This is a genomic window from Xanthomonas sp. 3075 (assembly GCF_014197275.1).
Taxonomy (GTDB): domain Bacteria; phylum Pseudomonadota; class Gammaproteobacteria; order Xanthomonadales; family Xanthomonadaceae; genus Xanthomonas; species Xanthomonas campestris_B.
Window position 1 is genome coordinate 1 of record NZ_JACIFI010000003.1, and the last position, 23091, is coordinate 23091.

Annotated in this window: 18 protein-coding genes, 1 other RNA gene and 3 pseudogenes; 10 read left to right on the forward strand and 12 right to left on the reverse strand. The window is 62.9% G+C overall.

The window, feature by feature from the left end; translation table 11 throughout:
• The 4 genes and pseudogenes from GGR62_RS03675 to GGR62_RS03690 form a co-directional block, all read left to right on the forward strand.
• A partial coding sequence (locus GGR62_RS03675; protein WP_184406635.1) for an integrase core domain-containing protein occupies window positions 1-228 on the forward strand: 228 nt, incomplete at its 5' end.
• Between the two features lie 37 nt (window positions 229-265).
• Window positions 266-502: pseudogene (locus GGR62_RS03680) on the forward strand (type IV secretion protein Rhs); the annotation flags it as partial.
• A 212-nt stretch (window positions 503-714) separates the two neighbouring features.
• Window positions 715-4122, forward strand: coding sequence for an RHS repeat-associated core domain-containing protein (locus tag GGR62_RS21075; RefSeq protein ID WP_184406636.1), 3408 nt, complete (start codon window positions 715-717; stop codon window positions 4120-4122).
• 7 nt (window positions 4123-4129) lie between these two features.
• Entirely contained in the window at window positions 4130-4663 is a 534-nt protein-coding gene (locus GGR62_RS03690; RefSeq protein WP_184406637.1) for a hypothetical protein, read from the forward strand.
• A 4-nt stretch (window positions 4664-4667) separates the two neighbouring features.
• Here the strand turns inward: GGR62_RS03690 and GGR62_RS03695 are convergent.
• A pseudogene (locus GGR62_RS03695) lies at window positions 4668-4820 on the reverse strand (IS3 family transposase); the annotation flags it as partial.
• A 204-nt stretch (window positions 4821-5024) separates the two neighbouring features.
• Between GGR62_RS03695 and GGR62_RS21080 the strand changes: the two are divergent.
• Window positions 5025-5157: pseudogene (locus GGR62_RS21080) on the forward strand (IS3 family transposase); the annotation flags it as partial.
• A gap of 94 nt (window positions 5158-5251) precedes the next feature.
• Here the strand turns inward: GGR62_RS21080 and GGR62_RS03700 are convergent.
• Both GGR62_RS03700 and GGR62_RS03705 read right to left on the reverse strand, forming a co-directional pair.
• Complete coding sequence (locus GGR62_RS03700; RefSeq protein ID WP_005926176.1) at window positions 5252-5476, reverse strand: CstA-like transporter-associated (seleno)protein; 225 nt, start codon at window positions 5474-5476, stop codon at window positions 5252-5254.
• Entirely contained in the window at window positions 5476-7548 is a 2073-nt protein-coding gene (locus GGR62_RS03705) for a carbon starvation CstA family protein (RefSeq protein ID WP_184406638.1), read from the reverse strand. Before GGR62_RS03705 ends, GGR62_RS03700 begins: the two co-directional genes overlap by 1 nt.
• Window positions 7549-7778: 230 nt before the next feature.
• Here GGR62_RS03705 and GGR62_RS03710 point away from each other — a divergent pair, with 230 nt between their 5' ends.
• Window positions 7779-8636 (forward strand): pirin family protein, encoded by an 858-nt coding sequence (locus GGR62_RS03710; protein ID WP_184406639.1) that lies wholly within the window; start codon window positions 7779-7781, stop codon window positions 8634-8636.
• A 194-nt stretch (window positions 8637-8830) separates the two neighbouring features.
• Here the strand turns inward: GGR62_RS03710 and GGR62_RS03715 are convergent, their stop codons facing one another.
• From GGR62_RS03715 to nfi, 3 genes are all read right to left on the reverse strand, one after another.
• Window positions 8831-9292 carry a hypothetical protein gene (locus tag GGR62_RS03715; protein WP_184406640.1) on the reverse strand — a complete coding sequence of 154 codons (462 nt, stop codon included), beginning with the start codon at window positions 9290-9292 and terminating at the stop codon, window positions 8831-8833.
• Window positions 9293-9545: 253 nt separating this feature from the next.
• A complete protein-coding gene (locus GGR62_RS03720) occupies window positions 9546-10436 on the reverse strand; it encodes a pirin family protein (protein WP_184406641.1) in 891 nt (296 codons plus the stop codon).
• Between the two features lie 175 nt (window positions 10437-10611).
• A complete protein-coding gene (gene nfi / locus GGR62_RS03725; protein ID WP_184406642.1) occupies window positions 10612-11319 on the reverse strand; it encodes a deoxyribonuclease V in 708 nt (235 codons plus the stop codon).
• Between the two features lie 103 nt (window positions 11320-11422).
• Between nfi and gpmA the strand changes: the two genes are divergently transcribed.
• Both gpmA and GGR62_RS03735 read left to right on the forward strand, forming a co-directional pair.
• Entirely contained in the window at window positions 11423-12172 is a 750-nt protein-coding gene (gene gpmA / locus GGR62_RS03730) for a 2,3-diphosphoglycerate-dependent phosphoglycerate mutase (RefSeq protein WP_184406643.1), read from the forward strand.
• Window positions 12173-12321: 149 nt separating this feature from the next.
• Window positions 12322-12639, forward strand: a complete 318-nt coding sequence (locus tag GGR62_RS03735) for a hypothetical protein (RefSeq protein ID WP_184406644.1) — start codon at window positions 12322-12324, stop codon at window positions 12637-12639.
• 128 nt (window positions 12640-12767) lie between these two features.
• Here the strand turns inward: GGR62_RS03735 and GGR62_RS03740 are convergent.
• Window positions 12768-12843, reverse strand: a non-coding RNA gene (locus GGR62_RS03740) — sX9 sRNA.
• Window positions 12844-13036: 193 nt separating this feature from the next.
• Here GGR62_RS03740 and GGR62_RS03745 point away from each other — a divergent pair.
• Both GGR62_RS03745 and GGR62_RS03750 read left to right on the forward strand, forming a co-directional pair.
• Entirely contained in the window at window positions 13037-15139 is a 2103-nt protein-coding gene (locus GGR62_RS03745; RefSeq protein ID WP_184406836.1) for a M13-type metalloendopeptidase, read from the forward strand.
• A gap of 153 nt (window positions 15140-15292) precedes the next feature.
• Entirely contained in the window at window positions 15293-16855 is a 1563-nt protein-coding gene (locus tag GGR62_RS03750) for a phospholipase D family protein (protein WP_184406645.1), read from the forward strand.
• A 245-nt stretch (window positions 16856-17100) separates the two neighbouring features.
• Here GGR62_RS03750 and GGR62_RS03755 read toward each other — a convergent pair whose 3' ends face one another.
• The 5 genes from GGR62_RS03755 to GGR62_RS03775 are packed head-to-tail and all read right to left on the reverse strand — an operon-like array spanning window position 17101 to window position 23041.
• On the reverse strand, window positions 17101-18240 hold the full coding sequence (locus tag GGR62_RS03755; protein ID WP_184406646.1) for a chemotaxis response regulator protein-glutamate methylesterase: 1140 nt from the start codon (window positions 18238-18240) through the stop codon (window positions 17101-17103).
• Complete coding sequence (locus GGR62_RS03760; RefSeq protein ID WP_184406647.1) at window positions 18237-19043, reverse strand: protein-glutamate O-methyltransferase CheR; 807 nt, start codon at window positions 19041-19043, stop codon at window positions 18237-18239. The genes GGR62_RS03755 and GGR62_RS03760 overlap by 4 nt, the downstream gene beginning before the upstream one ends.
• A 3-nt stretch (window positions 19044-19046) precedes the next feature.
• Complete coding sequence (locus tag GGR62_RS03765; RefSeq protein ID WP_184406648.1) at window positions 19047-20330, reverse strand: EAL domain-containing response regulator; 1284 nt, start codon at window positions 20328-20330, stop codon at window positions 19047-19049.
• A 28-nt stretch (window positions 20331-20358) separates the two neighbouring features.
• On the reverse strand, window positions 20359-20874 hold the full coding sequence (locus tag GGR62_RS03770; protein ID WP_184406649.1) for a chemotaxis protein CheW: 516 nt from the start codon (window positions 20872-20874) through the stop codon (window positions 20359-20361).
• A gap of 10 nt (window positions 20875-20884) precedes the next feature.
• Window positions 20885-23041, reverse strand: a complete 2157-nt coding sequence (locus tag GGR62_RS03775; RefSeq protein WP_184406650.1) for a methyl-accepting chemotaxis protein — start codon at window positions 23039-23041, stop codon at window positions 20885-20887.
• Window positions 23042-23091 lie beyond the last annotated feature (50 nt).

Consider the following 23091-nt stretch of genomic DNA (forward strand, 5'->3'; position numbering starts at 1 on the left):
CCCGGCAAACCGAACCAGAACGCCTACGTCGAATCGTTCAACGGCCGACTACGCGACGAATGCCTCAACGAGCACTGGTTCCCGACACTGCTGCATGCGCGCACCGAGATCGAACGCTGGCGACGCGAATACAACGAAGAACGACCCAAGAAAGCAATCGGCGGCATGACCCCGGCTGCTTATGCCCAACATCTGGCCAACACCGATATCATTACCCCCGGACTCTAAACCAAGCCGCTACTCAGGGCGGGGGGATGTCGGGTCCACGGCCGTATCCCAGGACAGTGAGCAGGGACTCCTGACCACGATCACGCAGTATTTGCCTGGCGCTCAAACCCTGGTCACCAACCCGCGTGGTGCTCAGACGCGCACGGGTTACCAGGTGTTCGATCAACCGGTCTATGACGCACCTGTCTGGGTGGAGCTACCAGAGTCCAGCAGGACCAGCATTGCTCGTGACGTTTTCGGCAAGGCGATCAAGATTGAGCGAGGCGCGCAATGATTCAATGCATGGATGCAATTGGTCAAAGGACGAAGGACGTTCTTGGCTCCACTGGCAAGTTCAGGGCTCTTCGGACCTTTAGATGCAGCGTCGTTTTCCTTCTACTCCTCGTGTTGCCCGGATTTGCGCACGCAGCTCGCCAATGTCCAGACGGCAGCCCTGCGGGTAGAGGAAACATTTGTCCGGACGTTCCAGACAATGAGGCCCGCTGGGTGGGCTATAACGTGCCATCCCAGATGGTTGTTGGGCAGACGTATGCGGTCAGCGCGACCTACCAAAACATGGGCAACCAGGTGTGGGGCTCAAGCATCGGCCATAAGCTCGGATATGGAGGCAGCTCGGTTCCTGTCAGCCCTTGGGGAATTTCAAGGGTGGAATTGCCAGGTAACGTCTCGATTGGCAGCAACGTAACCTTCAATTTCAATGTCACTGCGCCATCGACGCCAGGCCAATATTCATTTGCTTGGCGAATGATGCAGGAAGGGAAGGAGTGGTTCGGAGGGTTTGGAGCACCTTCTATTCAGGTGCTCCCCTCGCTGATCAAGGGGAATATCGACAGCGCCACATACGGCTCAATCTCTGGCTGGGCCTGTTCCACGTATTTGAACCGCTCGGTCGATGTGCATATGTATCTGGGTGGCTCCGCTGGGTCCGGAACCTTTGCTGGGGCCACCGCTGCTACGTTGCCAAGTGAGTCTGGTATTGCGAGTGCCTGTAGCGCTTCTGGCAGCAACTATCGGTTTTCGTTCCCCATCGACGAGAACTTCATCGTCCAGAACGGCGGGAAGTCGATCTACATCCACGGCATATCGCCAGTGGGTGCCGCTAACGACACCATTTCTAGATCGGGTGAAGTGGTTGTGCCCGCTTCGGTGGTCAAGGGGCGCATCGATGGCATCCAAAACAATGCCATTGTCGGTTGGGCTTGCTCCACGGCGCTTCGCCGATCGATTGACGTTCACCTGTATGCGGGTGGTCCTGCTGGTAGCGGTGCAGCGGTGGCCAGCGCAGGTGCGAATCTTCCCAGTGAGCCAGGTATCGCAAGCGCGTGCTCTGCGTCAGGCAGCAACTACCGCTTTTCTATTCCGATCACTGAAGACCTAATCCGAAACCACGGTGGCAAGCCGTTCTACATCCACGGCATTTCGCCGATTGGTGGGCCAAGTAATCTCATTGATGGGTCGGGAACGCTCTCGATTCCTGCCATGCAGCGTAATGCTGCCTTCGTGTCTCAGAACATGCCCGCGCAGCTTTCGACCGGACGTTCTGTTAGCGGGTCTGTGCGCTTCACGAACACTGGAAACGTTACTTGGCGTCAGGGCCAAGGCTATCGGACAGTGTTGGTTGGCGATACGCGCGGGTGGTCTCCAGGCGAAGTGGGCCTGGTTTCAGACGTTCCACCGGGTGGCAGCGTGGACTTCAACTTCAGCCTCCGGGCACCCCTCGGTGCAGGGGGATACAACCTGCGCTGGCGGATGCGGGATTCCGTTGGTGACTTTGGAAACGAGTCCAGCAACCAAGTAGTGCAAGTGGTTGCGCCGCCACCAGTTGAGCATGGCGTGGGCCTTGCTGCTCGTAGTTACGTTTATGACGCGAACCAGCAGCTGTGCAAAGTGATTGAGCCCGAGAGCGGGTCTACGGTCATGGCCTACGATGCCGCCGGCAATTTGAGTTGGTCCGCCAGCGGCCTTGACCTCCCCAGCACGACCAGTTGTGACTTGGATGCCGCTGCTGCCAGTGGCCGCCAGGTTGTGCGCACCTATGACACTCGCAATCGCCTCAAGACGCTTAGGTTTCCCGACAAGAATGGCAATCAGGACTGGTCCTACACACCGGATGGGCTTCCTGGCCAGGTGACGACCCTAAACGACTCGGGCGGCTCATCGTTCGTCAACGTCTACAGCTACAACAAGCGCCGGATGATGACGTCCGAATCGTCAGGCCAGACCGGCTGGTATAACTGGTCCATCGGCTACGGCTACGACGCGAACGGAGCGCTGGCGAATCAGACGTATCCGACAGGGCTGGTCATCAGTTATGCACCCAATGCCTTAGGTCAGCCGACTGCAGTCCGTGACCAGGCGGGGAGCAACTACGCCACGGGGATTGGCTACTACCCCAATGGAGCCGCGCGGCAGTTCACCTATGGCAATGGTGTGAGTCACTCGCTCGTGCTCAACGGGCGTCAGATGCCCCAGCAGGTGCGGGACAACAACGTCGCTTCGTTCGAGTATCAATACGACGCCAATGGAAATGTCAGCGCCATTGTCGATCAGCAGCGGGGCACGGGCTACAACCGCTACATGGGGTATGACGGACTGGATCGCCTGATGGAGGCGGGCTCGGAGCGGTTCGGTGGCGACAACTGGAACCGCTACACCTACGACGTGCTGGACAACATCCTCACCGCAAAGCTTCCAGGTATTCGAGAGAACAATTACTGGTATGACACCAAGAACCGTCTGACCAACGTCCAGAACAATGCAGGAGCCACCACCGTTGGCCTGAGCTACGACCCGCAGGGCAACCTCAAAAATAAGAATGCCCAAGCCTACACCTTTGACTACGGAAACCGTCTGCGAGAAGTCACCGGCAAGGAATACTACGCCTACGACGCATACGGCCGCCGCACCTTAGCTGGCCGGTCAACAACCCTCACGACTCAGGTTTACACCCATACAGGGCAGCTGTTCTACACAGACGCCTCGGGGAAGGCCGCTACCGAATACGTCTATCTCAACGGGAGCTTGCTCGCCACGCGCAGTGCAGGTGCCATCAAGTTCCAGCATACCGATGCGCTAGGCAGCCCGATTGCAGTGACTGACACGGCCGGGCAGGTAGTAGAGCGCACCGACTACCAGCCCTACGGCAGCCCTATCGGCAAGACGGTCGATGGCATCGGCTACACCGGTCATGCCATGGACGGGGCGACCGGGCTGACCTACATGCAGCAGCGCTACTACGACCAGGACCTTGGGCGGTTCCTGAGCGTGGATCCGGTGGCCGCAGATTCGGTGTTGGCGGCTAACTTCAATCGCTACTGGTATGCGAACAACAATCCGTATCGGTTTACGGACCCGGATGGACGCAATTCAGTTATAACTACTGCGAAGGATGGTTCAATAAGTATTGATATTCCAATTAATTTCGTTGGGCCGGGGGCTGCTCAAGCAAATATAGATTCAGTAAAGGGTGATATATCGGCTCGATGGAGTAGGGCTTATAATGTAAAGGGGAAGTCCGTACAAGTAAGTGTTCAGGTTGTTCCTGTGACTAAAGACACTCCAAAGAAAGTGCAAAATACAATAACGTTAACTACCGGGCCTACGTCAGACAAAGCGTCTCAGGGCGCGTCCTTTGTCAACAGTGATGGTAAGACTGGGGAGTGGAATGTAACCTCCCGCGGAATGCCATCTGGGGAGGCAGCTCATGAAGGAGGACATTTGATGAGGGCGGACGATCACTACTCCGCTACCGTTGACGCGAGTGGGAACCGCGTGAGCACTCCTGAAGCTGGATATGAAAAAAACCTCATGGGTGAGCTTGGTAATCCTCCTGATGATAGGAATATTAGTGAGATACTTTCAAGTAAAAAGAACATTTATATAGGGGGGGAATAGTTTGGACATGAGAAATTTGAGTTTCGCGCCTAGATTGGCTTTGGGGTTGATTGTCCTTATGGGTTTTGCAGGTGCTTCAGCTGAGAGTAAAAGAATTAATTATTTATACTGCAATATCTACACTGATAACTCCTGTTTTGGTATAGCGCCCGGCGAGAAAGTGAAAGTTAGTTTGCCTTCCGATTTTTTCGTGTACGAGGTCGAGATGGCTGGCGGTTTAAGTGTCTCCGTTTATTCCGGGAGGAATTCTAACATTCAGAGCAAGATTGTTGACCGTAAGTTTGAGGATTGCACTGACGGTGATGGGGTGTGTAAATTTATCGATTTTCAGGGCGGGGTAGTCGAGGCTGTCTATTCAAAAGCAAGAAATGTAAATTCAACACATTTAATAGTCAGGGGTGTAACTGATGCAAACCTGGCTCTTGCGAAGGAGTTTGTAGAAAATTTTAGGGGTTGCAACAGTGTTGGAGAGTCCGTTGAATGTAAAGATGTGCCGATCTTTAAATTTCCGTCAAGGACTGATACACGCAGGGTTCCGTAGACACTCAGGACCCTCGTTTCGCGTAGCGCCGCTCGAACTCTACAGGCGACAGGTCGCCATTTGAACCATGACGGCGTTTTGGGTTGTAGAGCATTTCGATGTAGTCGAACACCTCGGTGCGTGCGGCGTCCTTGGTGGAATAGAACCGCCGCCTGACCGGACACGCCATGGACGGGGCGACCGGAGCTGACCTACATGCAGCAGCGCTATTACGAGCAGGACCTGGGGCGGTTCCTGAGTGTGGATCTGGTGGTCGCGGACTCGGTGCTCGCATTGATACGCCCAGGGTTGCGTAGACACACAGGGCCCGACGTCCACTCGACTTTGAGTGGCGCTCCAATTTGGAGTCCAACTCCCTACCTTGAGGAGATTGGACGTGAAGAAGCGTTTTTTTCGAAGAACAGATCATCGGCGTCCCTCACGGAGCCGAAGCCAGCGTGGCAATCAAGGACCTGTGCCTGCGCCATTGCTTGAGCGAGGCCTCGTACTATCTGTAGCTCAGCAAGTTCGGCGGGATGAGCCTGCCATCAACGCAACAGGGCGCAATTCGCATCGCGCCCTGTTGCGTTTGCATCTGTCGATCACCGATCAACAGCAGCGAAACCCGCTCTTGCCGCCGTACCGCGCATCCTGGCGTTCGCGGAAGAAGGCCGGGTAGTCCATCACCGGTTTGTCGGGGTGTTTTTCCAGCATGTGGCGCACATAGTTGTCGTAGTCGGGAATGCCGCAGCACAGCCGCGCGGTCTGGATCAGCCGCCGCCAGATGCGGCGATGCACCTGATATTGGCTGGCAAGTACGAGTTGGGTGCCCATTACAGGTCCGCCATCTGGTGTGGCTGCAAGGCCACGTACGGGGTTTCGCGGTCGCTACGCTGCGGGTTGCGGCGTGCAATCACGATGGTCTTGACCGCGTAGATCAGGATCGAGCCCACCACGAACAGGAACAGCACCGTCAGCCCGGTGTTGACGTAGGCATTGGTGACGATCTGCTGCATCTGCGCCACCGTCTTGGCCGGCGCAGTGATGGTGTTGCTGGCGATCGCGTCCTGGTACTTATGCGCCTGCGCCAGGAAGCCCTGCGCCGGATTGCTGTCGAAGATCTTGATCAGTCCGGCGTAGGTCGTGCACAGCAACAGCCACAGCGCCGGCACGATGGTGACCCATGCATAGCGGTCGCGCTTCATCTTGAACAGCACCACCGTGCCCAGCATCAGTGCGATGCCCGCCAGCATCTGGTTGGAGATGCCGAACAACGGCCACAAGGTCTGGATGCCGCCGAACGGATCGATCACCCCGGTGTAGAGCAGATAGCCCCACAGTGCCACGCACCCGGCGGTGGCGATGATGTTGGCGGTCCACGACTCGGTCTTTTTCAGCGCCGGGATGAAGTTGCCCAGCAGGTCCTGCAGCATGAAGCGACCCGCACGCGTGCCGGCATCCACCGCCGTGAGGATGAACAATGCTTCGAACAGGATGGCGAAGTGGTACCAGAACGCCATCGTGTCCTCGCCCGGCAATAGCTGATGCAGGATCTGCGCGATGCCCACCGCCAGCGTGGGCGCACCGCCGGCGCGGGCCAGGATGCTGTGCTCGCCGATGTCCCTGGCCGTGGCTTCCAGCACCTCTGGCGTGATCGCAAAGCCCCATTCGCTGATCTTGGCCGCCACCGCCACGGTGTCGGTCCCGACCAGCGAGGCGGGGCTGTTCATGGCGAAGTAGATGCCCGGCTCGATGATCGAGGCCGCCACCAGCGCCATGATCGCCACGAACGATTCCATCAACATGCCGCCGTAACCGATGTAGCGCATGTGGCCTTCATTGGCGAGCAACTTGGGCGTGGTGCCGGAGGCGATCAGCGCATGGAAGCCGGAGACCGCGCCGCAGGCGATGGTGATGAACAGGAACGGGAAGATGCCGCCCTTCCAGACCGGGCCGTCGCCGGTGGACGCGAACTGGGTCAGTGCCGGCATCTTCAGGTCCGGCATCACCACCAGGATGCCGATCGCCAGCGCCAGGATGGTGCCGATCTTGAGGAAGGTGGACAGGTAATCGCGCGGCGCCAGCAGCAGCCACACCGGCAGCACCGAGGCGACGAAGCCGTAGCCGATCAGCATCCAGGTGATCTGCTTGGCGGTGAAGGTGAACGCCGGGCCCCAGCTCGGATCGGCGGCGACCTTGCCGCCCAGCCAGATCGCGCCCAGCAACAGGATCAGGCCGACCACCGAAATCTCGCCGATCTTGCCGACCCGGATGTAGCGCATGTACACGCCCATCATCAGCGCGATCGGCATCGTGGCGATCACCGTGAACATGCCCCACGGGCTCTCGGCCAATGCCTTCACCACCACCATCGCCAGCACCGCCAGGATGATGATCATGATCAGGAAGGCGCCGAACAACGCGATGGTGCCGGGCACCTGGCCCATCTCCTCGCGCACCAGATCGCCCAGCGAGCGGCCGTTGCGGCGGCTTGAGAGGAACAGCACCACGAAGTCCTGCACCGCGCCGGCAAATACCACGCCGACCACCAGCCACAGCAGGCCGGGCAGATACCCCATCTGTGCGGCCAGTACCGGGCCGACCAGCGGTCCGGCACCGGCAATGGCGGCGAAGTGGTGGCCGAACAGCACGTGCTTGTTGGTGGGCACGTAGTCCAGGCCGTCGTTGTTGGCGACCGCCGGGGTAGCGCGGGTTGGGTCCAGTTGCATCACCTTGTCGGCGATGAACAGGCTGTAGAACCGGTAGGCGATCAGATAGATCGAGACCGCCGCCACCACGATCCATAGCGCATTGATGTGCTCGCCACGCCGCAGCGCCACGGTACCCAGGCAGAACGCGGCCAGCAGCGCCAGCGCGCCCCAGGCCAGCTTCGAGAACCCTTTCATGCATACCCCTCAGGAACGATTCACCCAAGGGTCGCCCTCTGCCTGCCTGCGGTCAATGAAACTGTTTCGGTCGGGACTAAAACTTTGGTCGTAGAGGGCGCCCGTTTGCGTGCCGGGGCATGCGGTTGCAGAAAGGGCTTAATGGAACGATCGGTTGCGTCTGTCGCGGTTGGGCCGCGCGCCCGGTGCACCCATGATGAGACCCACATATTCCGCACAGGGAGAGTTCGATGAGCGTTACCACCACCGCAGCGGCACACGTGCTGCGCACGATTCGCGGCATGCCCACCTCCGACGGCGCGGGCGTCAAGTTGACCCGGGTGATCGGCACGTCGCAGTTGCCGGAGCTGGACCCGTTCCTGATGCTGGACGAGTTCGGCACCGACAAGGCCGAAGACTATCTGGCCGGGTTCCCCAGCCATCCGCATCGCGGCTTCGAGACGGTGACCTACATGCTCGACGGGCGCATGCGGCACAAGGACAACCACGGCAACGAGGGGCTGCTGACCCCCGGCAGCGTGCAGTGGATGACCGCCGGGCGCGGGCTGATCCATTCGGAAATGCCGGAGCAGGAATCCGGCCGCATGCGCGGTTTCCAGCTGTGGGTGAACCTGCCGGCGCGCGACAAGATGACCGACCCCAAGTACCAGGAGTACGCGCCGGACCGCATTCCGGTTGCGCAGCCGGCGCCTGGCGTTACGGTCAAGGTGATCGCCGGAACGGTGGGCGAGGTGCGCGGCCCGATCGTGCAGCCGGCCACCGACCCGGTGTATCTGGACATCGCGCTGGCGCCGGACGCGGCCTGGGAGCATGTATTGCCGAGCGGCCACAACGCGTTTGCGTATGTCTTCGAAGGCGAGGTGGCGGTGGGTGAGGGCGGTGCGACTCGTGCGCTGCCGGCGCAGGAACTGGCCGTGCTCGGCGGTGGCGAGCGGTTGCACCTGCGCGCAGGTGCCAACGGTGCGCAACTGATCCTGGTCGCCGGCCGCCCGCTGAACGAACCGGTGATGCGGCACGGCCCGTTCGTGATGAACACCAAGCAGGAGTTGATGCAGGCCTTCGTCGATTTCCAGGAAGGGCGGTTCTGAACCGACGCGCTCGCTGCACGCGGACTCGCCGCTCTACGTGACCGCTGCGTCGGTATTGGGACTGGCAGGCGCGCTACAGCGTGAGCGCCCAACACAGTCGGCACGGTTGGACCGGTAGCGAGCGCCTGGCCGGCTGACTATCGCTGCAGCGCACCAAACAGCGCGGGGCCTCCGCGCTGTATTGGCGTTTTGGATCAGCGCTGCAGTGCCAGGCTGGCCGGCTGCAGATCGATGTTCTGCACCAGCGACTGCATCGAGGCCAGCTCTTCGGTGCTGGCGCCATCGATCCACAACTGCGCGTAGCGCTTCTTGCCCAGCTCGACCACGGTGACGCGGCGCGATTCCATGCCCGGCACATCGCGGCCGCCCAGGTCGAGCTTGTACCAGTAGAAGTCTTCCTGCTGGATCTGGCCTTTCTCCGCGCGGCGATCGCGCGCCAGCACCATGGACGGGTCGCGGGTGGTGAGCATGATGCCCACCACCTGGCGCCCGTCGGCAGTCATCGCCTTGCAGACCAGGTAATCGGCGCCTGCGAGCTCGGACCATTGCAGACCGGAAGCCGGCGGTAATGGCGGGCAGACCGGCGCGGTCTGTGCGTGGGCAACGGCTGCGGCCAACAGCAAGCTCAAACCGACAAGGCAGGATGCGGACTTCATTCAAATGTTCCCCGGCAATGGATGACTGCACAGGGACGACGTCGCCTACCGTGTCGCTGCATCAGCCCGTGCGCTCCCCGCCCGGCCGTGCCTCGCACGCAACATGTCCCCAACCAATGTGGATATCACTACCACAGTTGTGGTTGCAAGCTCAAGCGTGGCGCGCGGGCTCGACTGCAATCGGCCGCGTGCGGTCACGTCCGCAGCGAGACCTGGGCATAGTGCGCGCCGCCGACCTGCTCGTTGGCTGCTGTCAGGGGTAATCGACCGGCTGGGGCGCCGGGGTCTGCGGCAGTGGGATGAAGTCCTTGTCGTCGCCGGGAATGGTCCCGAAGCGACCGGCCTGCCAGTCGTCCTTGGCCTGCTCGATACGTTCCTTGGAGCTGGAGACGAAGTTCCACCACAGGTGACGCGGCCCATCCAGCGGCTCGCCGCCGAGCAACATCGCCTTCAGTGGCGTCTTGGCGCGCAGGCGCCCGCGTGCGCCGGGCGAGGGCACGATCAGGTGGCGTGCGGGCACGTCGGCGCCATCCAGTTGCGCATCGCCTTCCAGGATGTAGAGCGCGCGCTCGAGATGGCCGGTGTCCAGGTCGATCTCCGCATCCGGCGCCAGATCCAGTGCCACGTTGAGCGTGCCGCTGAACACCCGCACCGGCGACTCTTCGCCGTACGCGCGGCCGGCGATCACGCGCAGCCAGACGCCAGCGCGGCGTTGCTGCGGCAGGCTGGCGGCGGCGTGGTGATGGAAGGCGGGCGCGGTTTCCTCGGCCGCGCGTGGCAGCGCAATCCAGGTCTGCATGCCGTGCAGCGCATGCGTGCGGGCGCGCTCGGGGCCGGGCGTGCGTTCGGAATGGGCGATGCCGCGGCCGGCGGTCATCCAGTTGACGTCGCCGGGGCGGATCACCTGATCCGAGCCCAGCGTGTCGCGGTGGCCGATCTCGCCCGACCACAGGAAGGTCACCGTGGCCAGGCCGATATGCGGATGCGGGCGCACGTCGATGCCGTGATCGGGCTCCAGCACTGCCGGGCCCATATGGTCGACGAACACGAACGGACCGATGCTGCGCGCCTGCAGCGTGGGCACGGCACGGCGGACTTCCAGTCCGCCGATGTCATGGACGCGGGGAGCGATGAGCATGGTCATGGCCGTGAGCCTGCGCGAAAGGAACCAAAGCTTCGCACGCGGTGTGCGGAGCGGGCGCGCCGTGGCGCAAGAACGGAATGTTCTGCGAAGAGTCGGCGCCGAATTTTTCAGCGGGTGCGCCATCGGCCACGCGCTCCGCACGTGCGCCGTGCAGATGGCTGCGCGAGACACGCCGTTACAGCAAGGTGGGTTGCGGATCCGTGGGAATATCGCCGCGCCGAGAGGCCAGCCGGTCGGCCAGGCGCGTAGGCTCGGGCAGGCGATAGGCGCGTAAGGTGCGCAGCGTCCAGTCCAGTGCGCCCTGCATCGAGACACGATGCCCGGGCGAGACGATCAGCGTATTGCAGCGCGGCTTGCTGCGTAGCGCCCAGCCGATCTGCATGCCGCCCAGCAGGAGCGGACTCCGGTCGCCGCGCTCGGGCCCCGGCTCGACGAAGCGGCCTGCCAGGCGTTGCTTGGCCACGCCGATGCTGGGCAGGCCGGTGACCACGCCAAAGTGCGCAGCGATGCCCAGCTTGCGCGGATGCGCGATGCCCTGGCCGTCGATGAACACCAGATCCGGCGGGCGCGAGAGCAGTGCCAGCGCCTGCAGCAAGGCCGGCAGTTCGCGAAAGCTGAGCAGGCCGGGCACATACGGCATCGACGTGGGCACGCGCGCGACATGCGTTTCCAGCGGCGTCAACGTGTCTGCATCCAGCAGCACCGCTGCCGCACGCGTGGTCTGGCCATCATCTTCGAAGCCGACATCGAATCCGGCGAGCAACCGCGGCGGCACGATCACCTGATCCTGCAGCACCACGCGCTGTGCCAGTTGCTGTTGCAACTGTCGCGCCTGAATCACGCTGCCGTCCCAACCGGCGAATACGGGATCGATCCGTTGCATGACCGCAGCATCGCGCGCTGTACGTGGCGATCTCGTGCACGCCAGCGATGCGCCGGCTGCCGCTACAATCGCAGCCTGATCGGCCCCCAATCGGAGAACCGTAGTGACCCGCAAACTCGTACTGCTGCGCCATGGCCAGAGCCAATGGAATCTGGACAACCGTTTCACCGGCTGGGTGGATGTGGAACTCACCGAGCAAGGTCGCCAGGAAGCCGCTGCGGCCGGCAAGCTGATGAAGGACGAAGGGCTGCAGTTCGATGTGGCGCACACCTCGGTGCTCAAGCGCGCCATCCATACATTGCAGGGCGCGTTGAAGGAACTCGACCAGGATTGGTTGCAGGTGTCCAAGAGCTGGCGCCTCAACGAGCGCCACTACGGCGGCCTGCAGGGCCTGGACAAGGCCGAAACCGCGGCCAAGCACGGCGAGGAACAGGTCAAGATCTGGCGCCGTTCGTACGACATTCCGCCGCCGGAAATGGACGTCAACGATCCGGGGCATCCGTGCCATGACCGTCGCTATGCCACGCTCGATCGCAACGCACTGCCGGGCACCGAATCGCTGGCGACCACGCTGGTGCGCGTGCTGCCGTATTGGCACGACGCGATCGCGCCGCAATTGAAGGCCGGGCAGACCGTGTTGGTGACCGCACACGGCAACTCGTTGCGCGCGCTCTACAAGTACCTCAACGCCGTCTCCAACGAGCAGATCCTGGAGCTCAACATCCCGACCGGCATCCCGCTGCTGTTCGAGCTCGACGACAACCTGCAGGTGCAGAGCTACCGGTATCTGGGCGACCCGGAAGCGGCCAAGCGCGCTGCCGAAGCGGTGGCCAACCAGGGCAAGGTGAAGTAAGTGCGTCGTTGAATCCAAGCGCTGCGCGCGTTGCGTGTAGCGCGTGCCCAAGGTTGCACCACGCGTGGAAGAACGCGTGGTGCGTTACATGCAGGCAGCGTGCGTCGGGGATCGACGGACGCCGCGCATATTTTTTCAGGCGAGACATGATGTCCGGCAAACGTAAGCACCATCGGATGAGCGCGACCTACTGCCGTGCGTATCTGGTGACCTTGGGGGCGCTGGTGGCTGGTGGTAGCGGTGCGTTTGCCGCATTGGCCACCGGCAAGGTGTCCAGTTCGGCGCTGTTGTTGGCGCTGCTGATCTGTGTGATCGGCCTGGTGCTGCTGGCGTTTGGTATGTTCGGACCGTCGCGGCGGATGGAAGCATGGGCCGATGCGGCGTCCGGGCATGAGGTTGCGCTGGTGTTGATGGTGTTGGCGTATCCGGTGTATCTGCTGATGGCGCCGTTCTACGCCCGCAAGTAACTGCATGCCGTTGCGCAAGGTTGCGCCGCAACGCTGGCTGGTGTGTGCGCGCAGACGCCAACGCTGACAGCGTGCGTTCCGGTCGCGCGCTGTGCTTTATCGAGGGGGGCGTCTTCTTTGCCAAGAGGGGCTGACGAAACCTAGCAAGCGGTCGTCAGCTGGTGGGGGCGGCGCACTCAGAACCGGAGGATACGCGTGGCACCTGCCGATTCCGCGCAGCGGCCGTGCGCGCCTGACGGTGGTGCGGTCGTGTTGTTTACCGCTCCAGGACGCGGCAGCGGAGGCTGGGGTGTTGTGGTGCCGTTGCAGTGATTGGTCATCTTTTGGTCGGCGGCACTGTGCTGGCGACCTGCTTATTCGACCGCGTGTCACGCGGTCTTGTGCCTTGGAGAATGTCATCATGTTGAACAAGTTCGCGCCGCTGTCGCTTGCGGTGGCCATTGTGGTCACGCTGTCGGCATGTGGCAGCTCCGACGACACCGCCAAGCCGGCGCCCGCAGCAACGCAGGCTGCGCCGACCAAGCTGGATGTGTCCAAGCTGGATGCGCCGATCGTGGCGTTCGGCGCCGGCGATCTGGACCCGTCCATCAACGCGTGCCAGGACCTCAACGGGTTCGTCAATGCCAAATGGCTCAAGGCCAACCCGGTGCCATCCGATCGCACCAGCTGGGGCAGCTTCGAAGTGCTGGCCGAGCGCTCGTTGACCATCCAGCATGCGCTGGTGGAGCAACTGGCACGCGGCACGCTGTCGGCCGGATCGGTGGATGCCAAGATCGCCGACCTGTGGCGCACCGGCACCGACGAGGCGGCGATCGACAAGGCCGGCATCACGCCGCTGCAGCCGCAGTTGAAGGCGATCGATGGGTTGACCGATGCAGCGTCGATCGCCGCGTGGTTGCGCGACAGCTATGCACAGGGGCAGGGCTTCCTGTTCTCGTTCGGCGCCAATGCCGACTACAAGAATTCCGAACAGATGATCGCCTATGCCGGGCAGGGGGGGCTGGGCCTGCCCGAGAAGGGCTATTACACCGATCCGGCGCAGGCCAAGATCCGCGAGCAGTACGTGGCCTACATCGCGCGCGTGCTGGAGTTGTCCGGCGTTCCGGCAGCGCAGGCCGCCACCCAGGCCAAGGCGGTGATGGCCTTCGAGACGCGTCTGGCCAACGCCTCGCTGTCGCGGATCCAGTTGCGCGACCCGGCCAAGCGCTACAACCCGGTCGATGTGGCCGGCGCCAATGCAGTGACCCCGCACTTCGACTGGCAGGCGTTGTTCACTACGCTCAAGGTGCCGGCCGGCACGTTCTCGCTGAGTCAGCCGGGCTACTTCGCCGAGTTCGATGCAATGCTGGCCGATACGCCGGTGGACACCTGGAAAGCCTATCTGCGTTTCCACAGCATCGACGAGGCGGCGCCCTACCTGGCCAAGCCGTTCGAGCAGGCCAATTTCGATTTCTATGCCAAGACGCTGCGTGGCCAGCAGGACATGCTGCCGCGCTGGAAGCGCGCCTTGAATGCGGTCAACGAGGCGATGGGCGAGGCCTTGGGTCAGCTCTATGTGCAGTCCGCGTTTCCTGCCGAGTCCAAGGAGCAGATGCAGCAGCTGGTGCAGCATCTTTCCGTCGCACTCAAGGCACGGTTGGAGCAGCTCGACTGGATGAGCGCCGCCACCAAGCAGCGCGCACTGGAGAAGTGGGCCAGTTTCACCCCCAAGATCGGTTACCCGGATCAATGGCGCGACTGGTCGGGCCTGGAGACCCGTGGCGACGGATTCCTGGCCAACATGCAGGCCGCGCAGGCGTTCAACTATCGCTACATGCTGGACAAGATCGGCAAGCCGGTCGACAAGCGCGAGTGGCATATGACGCCGCAGACGGTCAATGCGTACTACAACGCCACCCGCAACGAGATCGTGTTCCCGGCGGCGATCCTGCAGCCGCCGTTCTTCGATCCCAAGGCCGATCCGGCGTTGAACTACGGCGGCATCGGCGCGGTGATCGGGCACGAAATGATGCACGGCTACGACGACTCGGGCAGCCAGTTCGATGCCAAGGGCAACTTCGCTACCTGGTGGACCGATGCGGACCGCAAGCTGTTCACCCAGCGCACCGATCAGCTGGTGGCCCAGTTCGATGGCTATGAGGCGATTCCGGGCGTCCACGTCAAAGGCAAGCTGACCTTGGGCGAGAACATCGGCGACCTCGGTGGCCTCACCGTGGCCTACGACGCGCTGCAAATGGCGTTGAAGGAACAGCCCGACAGCAACAAGGACATCGACGGCTATACGCAGGACCAGCGCTTTTACATGAACTGGGCCACAGTGTGGCGTCGCAACTTCACCGATGGCGAATTGCGCGTGCGCTTGAACACCGACCCGCATGCGCCGGCCAATTTCCGCGCCAATGGCGCGCCGTCGAACATGCCGGCGTTTGCACAGGCGTTCCAGTGCAAGCCCGGCGATGCGATGGTGCGTGGCGACAAGGATCGCGTCGCGATCTGGTAAGCGTGATTGCATCCAGCGAGCGCTGTTGCGGCAGTGCTCGCTGAAAACCCGCTGTTGTTGCGATTTTGTCGAGCTCGCTTGTGCGCTTGCGTCTGCACATTGACATGCGTGTGCAGCATCTAGACTGCCGCGCTCTGCAACACGGGGTCGGCAGTGACAAAGCGAAACATCTTCAAATGGATCGGCATCGGGGCGCTGGTGCTCGTGCTGGGCAGCGTGCTGTCGCTGTACGGCTACGGCCGCTTTGCCGATCGTCAGCGTGGCCCGGTGAGTCATGCGTTGCCAGCCACCGCATTGGCAACGCCGATCGATCAAGTCGTCGCGCCGCTGCAGCGAGCGCATGCCAACCAAACCGGCATGGTGATCCTGCCCGACAATATCGATGCGTTTGCGGTGCGCGCGCTCACCGCGCGTGCGGCCGGGCGCAGCCTGGATCTGCAGTACTACATCTGGCATGCCGACTTCACCGGCAACCTGTTGCACAACGAACTGCTGCGTGCCGCCGACCGTGGCGTGCGCGTGCGTCTGCTGCTGGACGACATGAACATCCATGGCAGCGATTCGGTGCTGGCGGCGCTGGACAGCCACCCGATGATCGAAATCCGTCTGTTCAATCCCACCCGCGCGCGTGAGGGCACATTGATGCGCGGTGTGGAGATGGTGCTGCGCATGTTCAGCATCAATCGGCGCATGCACAACAAGGCCTGGATCGCCGATGGCCGCATCGCGGTGGTGGGCGGCCGCAATGTGGGCGACGAGTATTTCGATGCCGCGCGCGACACCAATTTCATGGATATGGATGCGGCGCTGATGGGGCCGACGGTGGGCCAGGCCGAGCACGTGTTCGATGCGTACTGGAACAGCCCCAATGCGTTGCCGCTGGCTGCGCTGGTGACGGCAGAACCGCAGGCGCTGGATGCGCTGCGCGGCAGTCTGGACGCCGGCCTGGCGTCGGCACGCGCGCATCCGTATGTGCAGCGCCTGCACCGTTCGCCAAGCGTGCAGGCGTTGATGCAGGGCGACCGACCGGTGCATTGGCTTGAGCACGCGCGCATCGTGTCCGACCCGCCGGAAAAGGCCGACGGCGCGCCGCCGCAGGCCGACTGGATGACGCCGGTATTGATCGGCGAGATGGCGCATGCGCAGCGCGAGCTCAAGGTGATCTCGCCGTATTTCGTGCCAGGCGACGAGGGCATGCGCTGGATCGGTGCGTTACGCCGACGCAATGTACGCGTCAGCGTGCTGACCAACTCGCTGGCCGCCAACGATGTCGTTGCGGTGCATAGCGGCTACGCCGACTACCGGGTGCCGTTACTGGCCGATGGTGTGCGTTTGCATGAGCTCAAGCCGATGGGCAAGCCCGATGGCAGCCTGTTCGGGTCCAGCGGGGCCAGCCTGCATACCAAGGCATTTGTGGTGGACGATGGCAGTGGGTTCATCGGCTCGTTCAATCTCGATCCGCGCTCGATGAACCTCAATACCGAGATGGGCCTGCTGTTCAACGATCACGCGGTGACTGCGGAGCTGGAGCGGCTGTACACCCACAAGACCAGCGCTCCGGTGAGTTATCGCGTGACGCTGCAGCAGGGGGAACTGCGTTGGCATGACGATGCCGCGCAACCGCCGGAAGTGTGGGCCAGCGAGCCGGCCGCCAGTGTATGGCGGCGTGGTGCTGCGACGGTGCTGGGCTGGTTGCCGCTGGAGTCGCAGTTGTAGCGTTCTGGTGGGGCGATTGCCCTCATCCGCCCTTCGGGCACCTTCTCCCGTGGACGGGAGAAGGGCGGTGCATGGAACTTTCGTGGACGGTAGGAGGGCGGTGTATCGGACTTCCGTGGACGGGAGAGGTGGCTGCATCGGACTTCCGTGAAAGGAAGACGGGATTGCATCGCACTTCCATGGACGAGACAAAAGAGACTGCACTGGCGCGTCGAAGCAAGCCAAAGATGCGTGCCTCCGTCGCGTTATTGCAGCTGTGTCAGGATCTCGCGCGCCATTGCGCCCAGCGGCAGGATGCGGTCGGCGCCACCGCGCTTGATCGCTTCCTTGGGCATGCCGAACACGATGCTGGTGTGCTCGTCCTGCGCCACGGTGCGCGCGCCGGCCTGACGCATTTCCAGCAGGCCGGCAGCGCCGTCGTCGCCCATGCCGGTCATGATGATGCCCAGCGCATTACTGCCGGCCGCGCGTGCGGCCGAGCGGAACAACACATCCACCGACGGACGATGGCGGTTGACCGGTGGGCCTTCCAGCACTTCGACAAAGTATTGCGCGCCACTGCGGCGCAGCAGCAGGTGCTTGCCACCGGGTGCGATCAAGGCCCGGCCGGGCATGACGCGATCGTTGTTGGCCGCTTCTTTCACTGCGATCTGGCACAGGCCGTTCAAACGCGCGGCGAAGGCGGCAGTGAACTTCTCCGGCATGTGCTGCACGATCACGATGCCTGGGCACACGCGCGGTAACGCGGTCAGCACTTCTTCCAGCGCCTGCGTGCCCCCGGTGGAGGTGCCGATGGCGACGATGCGCTCGGTGGTCTGTGCCAGGGCGCGCCCGCTTTGCGCCGGCAAAATCACATCGGCAGTGTGTTTGACCTCCGCTTCCAGCGGCGTTGCGGTGATGCGCGCGGCCAGCCGCTTGACGTTGGCGCGCGCGGCGCTGCGCACGGTGGCGACCAGTTCGTCGGCCGAGTCGGTGAGGAATTGCTTAAGTCCGAGCCGTGGCTTGGTCACCACCGCCACTGCGCCGGCGGCCAGTGCGTCCATGGTCACGCGTGCGCCTTTTTCGGTGAGCGTGGAGCAGATCACCACCGGGGTGGGCCGCTCGGCCATGATCTTGCGCAGGAAGGTGATGCCGTCCATGCGCGGCATTTCCACGTCCAGCACGATCACGTCCGGCCACTGCTGACGCATCTTCTCGATTGCCAGCAACGGGTCGGCAGCGGTGGCGATGACTTCGATGCCGGGTGCGTCGTTGAGCACGCCGACCAGCACCTGGCGCACCACCGCCGAATCGTCGACCACCATCGCCTTGATGGTGTTGGGGTTGGGCGTGGGGCTGGCGGTTGTGCGGTTGAACGCTGTCGACACAATGGATCCTTGGTTCACGCTTTGCGGAAGATCGAGGGTGCCACCTGCACCAGATCGATGTCGAGTTCGCTCAGGCTTTCCGAATGTCCGATGCAGAAATGCCCGCCCGATTTGAGGTTGGCGAGCACGCGCAGGATCACTTCGCGCTTGGTCTGGCCGTTGAAATAGATCATCACATTGCGCAGGAAAATCACATCGAAACTGCCAAGCGACGGCAGTGTGGCATTGAGGTTGGCATGTGCGAAGTGCACCCGATCGCGCAGGCGGCGTTCCACCAGCAAGGTGCCGGCGTAGTCGCCCTGGCCACGCAGGCAGTAGCGTTTGAGATAGGCCTGCGGAATGCCGTCGATGCGTTGCAACGCATAATGTCCGGTACGCGCCTTGGCCAGCACGCGGGTACTGATATCGGTGCCGACCACTTCGAACGGACGCCCTTGCAAGGTATCGTCCAGCACCATCGCCATGCTGTAGGCCTCTTCCCCGCTGGAGCTGGCTGCGCTCCAGCAGCGCAGCGGCAGGCTGCCGCGATGTTCGCCAGCCAGCTTGCGCAGCAGATCGAAATGCTTGGGCTCGCGGAAGAAATAGGTTTCGTTGGTGGTCAGCAGATCGATCGCGGTCTGGATCTCGGTGCGGTCCTGGCAGCTTTCCAGCAGCTGCAGATACTGCGTGTAGCTGCTGAATTGATGCTCGCGCAGGCGCTTGCCCAGGCGGCCGCACAGCATGGCCTTCTTGCCGGAGGAGATGGTGATGCCGGCGGCTTCGAAGATGAAGCGCTGAAAGCGGCCGAACTCTTGTTCGGTGATGAGGGTGGCAGTGCTCATGTGTTAGGCAATATCCGCGTCACTGGGGAGTGCGTTGTCGCACAGGCGCGCGATGCGCACGGCGTGTTCGCGCCACCATTCCGACAGCATCGGTCCGGGCATCGGCGAGGCCATCAGATAGCCCTGGGCCAGGTCGCAACCGAGCTCGCGCAGCAGGCGCCAGTCGTTCGGGGTTTCCACGCCTTCGGCAACGGCGGTGAGTTCGAGCCGATGCGCCAGTTCCAGGGTGGATTCGAGCACGGTACGCTGGCTGCGGCTGCGATGGGCGGCATGCACGAAGCTGCGATCCAGTTTGAGTTCGGTGAATGGAATGCTGGCCAGGCGCTGCAGCGACGAAAAGCCGGTGCCGTAGTCGTCGATCGACAGACCGAAGCCATGCAGGCGCAGACGCGCCAGCATGCTCAAGGCATTCGCCGGCTCTACGAGGGCGCTTTCGGTGAGTTCCAGCACCAGGTCGGCAGGGCACAGACCGTTATCGCCAAGCTTGCCGCACAGCTGTTCGAGAAAATCCTGCTCGCTGAGCAGATTGGGCGACAGGTTCAACGCCAGCGTCAGCGTCAAGCCTTCTGCGCGCCAATCCACCAGCTGCCCGATCGCCTTGTCGATCACCTGCTGGGTCAGGGCATGGATCAGGCCTTCGCGTTCTGCCAGCGGAATGAAGCGGTCCGGCCCGATCATGTCGCCCTGCGGGCGGCGCCAACGTGCCAATGCTTCCACACCGCGCAGGCGGCCATCCTTGAGATCGAGTTTGGGTTGGTAGGCCACGCGGATCTCGCCGCGCCGCATGGCACGATCCAGCCGCGATGCGGCTGCACCCCCGCTGGACATCAGCGGCGACGTCGCCACCGGCGCAAAGGCCGGTGCATTGGCCGCCACCTCGGGTTCGCAATCCAGCACGGTGACCAGGTCCTGCAGCTGCATCGGCTTTTCGATCCCGCCGAGCACGCGGACTCCGGCGCTGCGGCTGAGCTGCATCACCGCGTCGATCAAGGCGCCGCCGCGTTGCGAGACCACGATCACCGGCACATCGTAGTGGCCGCGTGCCAGCGCATCGAGCAGCTGCACGCCGTCCATGCCCGGCATTTCCAGATCGATCAGCAACAGCGATGGGGCGGTGGCGCCACTCAACCAGTCCAGCGCGGCGTGGCCATCGGCTGCGCCGTCGACCACCGTGGCGCCGAGCTGGCGGCACAGCGCCACCGCATGTTCACGTTGGACGACGCTGTCGTCGACGACCAGCACCGGGCCGGCCAGCGCGCAATTGCAGGAGAGAGGGGCAGGGCGCATGGAAGTCCTTGCGTGCATGTGGAGCATGTCAGGCGGCCAGGTCGGCGACAGGAAGCTGAGCGAGCGCATCGTTGCTCAGCACTGCATCGGCATCGAGCAGCAATACGAAACGCTCGCCGATCTTGCCCATGGCATGGATGAAATCCCGGGCGATGCCGGTACCGAAGCTGGGTGTGTCGACGATGTCCTCGGGTGCGATCTCCAGCACCTCGCTCACCGCATCCACCAGCAGTCCGAGCACCTGGTGCGCGTCGTCACGCGCGATCTCCACGATCACGATGCAGCTGCGCTTGGTGATCGCGCTGGGGTTGCGGCCGAAGCGCTGCTGCAGGTCCACCACCGGCACCACGGCGCCACGCAGGTTGATCACGCCACGCAAGGCCTGCGGCATCATCGGCACGTCGGTGGGTGCGCGGTATTCGATGATCTCCTTGATGCCGAGGATGCCCAGGCCGAACATCTCCCCGTTCAACAGGAAGGTCAGATATTGCTGCGGCGCCGTCGATGACGGTGCCGCCGTGCTGGATGCGCTATGCGGTTGCATCGTCGGATCCTCAGAAGCTGGCGAACTGCGATTCGTCGACCGCATCGGCCGTTGCCGCCACCGCGCTGATCTGGCGTACGTTGGTCCGCCGCGGAGGCGCGCTGTTGGCCGTGTTGCCGCTGTGGGCTGCGAGCCGGCGCGGGCCCTGCTTGCTGCCGGCCGAGGTCGCGCTGCGTCCGCCGTTGCCGAGCCGGAAAAAGCCCATCAACTGTTGCAACTGCTCGGCCTGCGCGCTCATTTCCTCCGACGTGGCGGCCAGTTCTTCGGCGTTGGCCGCTGCCGATTGCGTGGTCTGGTTCAACTGGCCCACGGCGGTATTGATCTGGCTGACACCGGCGGTCTGTTCTTCGGACGCGGCGGCGATTTCCTGCACCAGGTCGGAGGTGCGACGGATCGAGGGCACCATCTCGCCGAGCAGGCGGCCGGCGCTTTCGGCCAACTCCACGCTGGAACCGGCCACCGCGCTGATTTCCTGCGCCGCGATCTGGCTGCGCTCGGCCAGCTTGCGGACTTCGGCGGCGACCACCGCGAAGCCCTTGCCGTGTTCGCCGGCACGCGCGGCTTCGATGGCGGCATTGAGCGCCAGCAGATTGGTCTGGTAGGCGATGTCGTCGATGATGCCGATCTTCTTGGCAATGTCCTTCATCGCCACCACCGTGGCGCGCACGGTGTCGCCGCCGTCGGCTGCTTCGCTGGCGGCCTTGGCGGCCATGCTGTCGGTGACGCGTGCGTTTTCGGTGTTCTGCCCGATCGAGGCGGTCATCTGCTCCAGCGAGGCGCTGGTTTCTTCCACGCCGGCAGCCTGCTCGCTGGCGGCCTGTGCCAATGCCTGCGCCGTGGCGCTGACCTCTTCCGAGGCGCTGGCCAGGTTTTCGGCATTGCGGTTGACCTCATCGACGATCTCGGTCAGCCGGCTCATGGTGGTGTTGACGTAGCGCTGCATGTCGGCGAACGCGCCTTCGTAATGACCTTCCACGGTGTGGGTGAGGTCGCCGTCGGCCATCGCGCCCATTACCTGAATCACTTCGGAAATGCTGCGCAAGTTGCCGCGTGCGCGCTCCACCGTTTCGTTGATGAAGGCCTTCTTGCCGGGCAGCTGTGCCAATGGCGCATCGAAATTGCCGCGACCGAATTCGGCCACCACGCCCATCGCCAGTTTCTTCACCGCGATATGCGCACCCACCATCTGGTTGATGCCGCTGGCCATGCTGCGGAAGTCGCCATCGAAACGGCTACTGTCGATGACCACATCGATATCGCCGGCTTCGTGTTCGGCCGACATGTGGTTGATCTGTCCGATCAGCCCGGTGAGGTTGCCGCGCACCTGTTCGAGAGTCTCGTTGATGAAGCGCTTCTTGCCCGGCAGCAGCGGCAGCTGCGCGGTGAAGTTGCCGCGACCGAATTCGGCCACGCAGGCGATGGCCTGCTTCTTGACCGTGATATGGCCGGCCACCATCGCATTGATGCCTTCGGCCATGCGACGGAAATCGCCGGTGAAGCGCTGCGTGTCGATGACCACATCGATATCGCCGGCGTCGTGCTCGACCGACATGCGGTTGACCTCGGCGACCATGCCGGTGAGGTTGCCGCGCATCTGATCGACCACCTCGTTGATGAAAGCCTTCTTGCCCGGCAGGCGTTCGAGCTCTGCGGAAAAATTACCGCGGCCGAATTCGGCCACGCACGCCATGGCCTGCTTTTTCACTGCGATATGGCCGGCGACCATGCGGTTGATGCCGTCGCCCATGGTGCGGAAGTCGCCATCGAAACGTGCCACATCGATACGCGCATCGATCTCGCCGGCATCGTGTTCGCGCGAGACGCGATTGATCTCGTCGTTGACGTGGCGGATGCCGCTTTGCATCTTGCGCAGCGCGCGCAACAGGTCGCCGGCCTGTTCGTCGCGCACCTGCGGCAGGGCCAGGTCGAAATTGCCGCGCGAGAACGCGTCCAACGTGGTGGTGGCAAGATCGAGCGAACCGGTAGCACTGCGGATTGCGGCGATCAGCAACACCCCGCTTACGATTGCAGCCAACAGGCTGGCGCCGAGCAGGGCGGCATGCGACAGCGAGAGCGCGAAACCGGCGACGATCGCCGCAACCGGCAAGGCGAGAGCGACAGCAGCGGTGAACCACAACTGCGTGGCAATGGGGAAACGGAGTGACATGGCGGCAGCTTCCTGGTCTCAGGGAACAACGAACGACGCGGAGGTGGAAA

Excerpts from the sequence above, each read along its gene's own strand:
- GGR62_RS03690 (WP_184406637.1), top strand. The coding sequence starts at position 4,130 with ATGAGAAATTTGAGTTTCGCGCCTAGATTGGCTTTGGGGTTGATTGTC.
- GGR62_RS03700 (WP_005926176.1), bottom strand. The coding sequence starts at position 5,476 with ATGGGCACCCAACTCGTACTTGCCAGCCAATATCAGGTGCATCGCCGC.
- GGR62_RS03705 (WP_184406638.1), bottom strand. The coding sequence starts at position 7,548 with ATGAAAGGGTTCTCGAAGCTGGCCTGGGGCGCGCTGGCGCTGCTGGCC.
- GGR62_RS03710 (WP_184406639.1), top strand. The coding sequence starts at position 7,779 with ATGAGCGTTACCACCACCGCAGCGGCACACGTGCTGCGCACGATTCGC.
- GGR62_RS03715 (WP_184406640.1), bottom strand. The coding sequence starts at position 9,292 with ATGAAGTCCGCATCCTGCCTTGTCGGTTTGAGCTTGCTGTTGGCCGCA.
- GGR62_RS03720 (WP_184406641.1), bottom strand. The coding sequence starts at position 10,436 with ATGACCATGCTCATCGCTCCCCGCGTCCATGACATCGGCGGACTGGAA.
- nfi (WP_184406642.1), bottom strand. The coding sequence starts at position 11,319 with ATGCAACGGATCGATCCCGTATTCGCCGGTTGGGACGGCAGCGTGATT.
- GGR62_RS03735 (WP_184406644.1), top strand. The coding sequence starts at position 12,322 with ATGTCCGGCAAACGTAAGCACCATCGGATGAGCGCGACCTACTGCCGT.
- GGR62_RS03760 (WP_184406647.1), bottom strand. The coding sequence starts at position 19,043 with ATGAGCACTGCCACCCTCATCACCGAACAAGAGTTCGGCCGCTTTCAG.
- GGR62_RS03765 (WP_184406648.1), bottom strand. The coding sequence starts at position 20,330 with ATGCGCCCTGCCCCTCTCTCCTGCAATTGCGCGCTGGCCGGCCCGGTG.
- GGR62_RS03770 (WP_184406649.1), bottom strand. The coding sequence starts at position 20,874 with ATGCAACCGCATAGCGCATCCAGCACGGCGGCACCGTCATCGACGGCG.
- GGR62_RS03775 (WP_184406650.1), bottom strand. The coding sequence starts at position 23,041 with ATGTCACTCCGTTTCCCCATTGCCACGCAGTTGTGGTTCACCGCTGCT.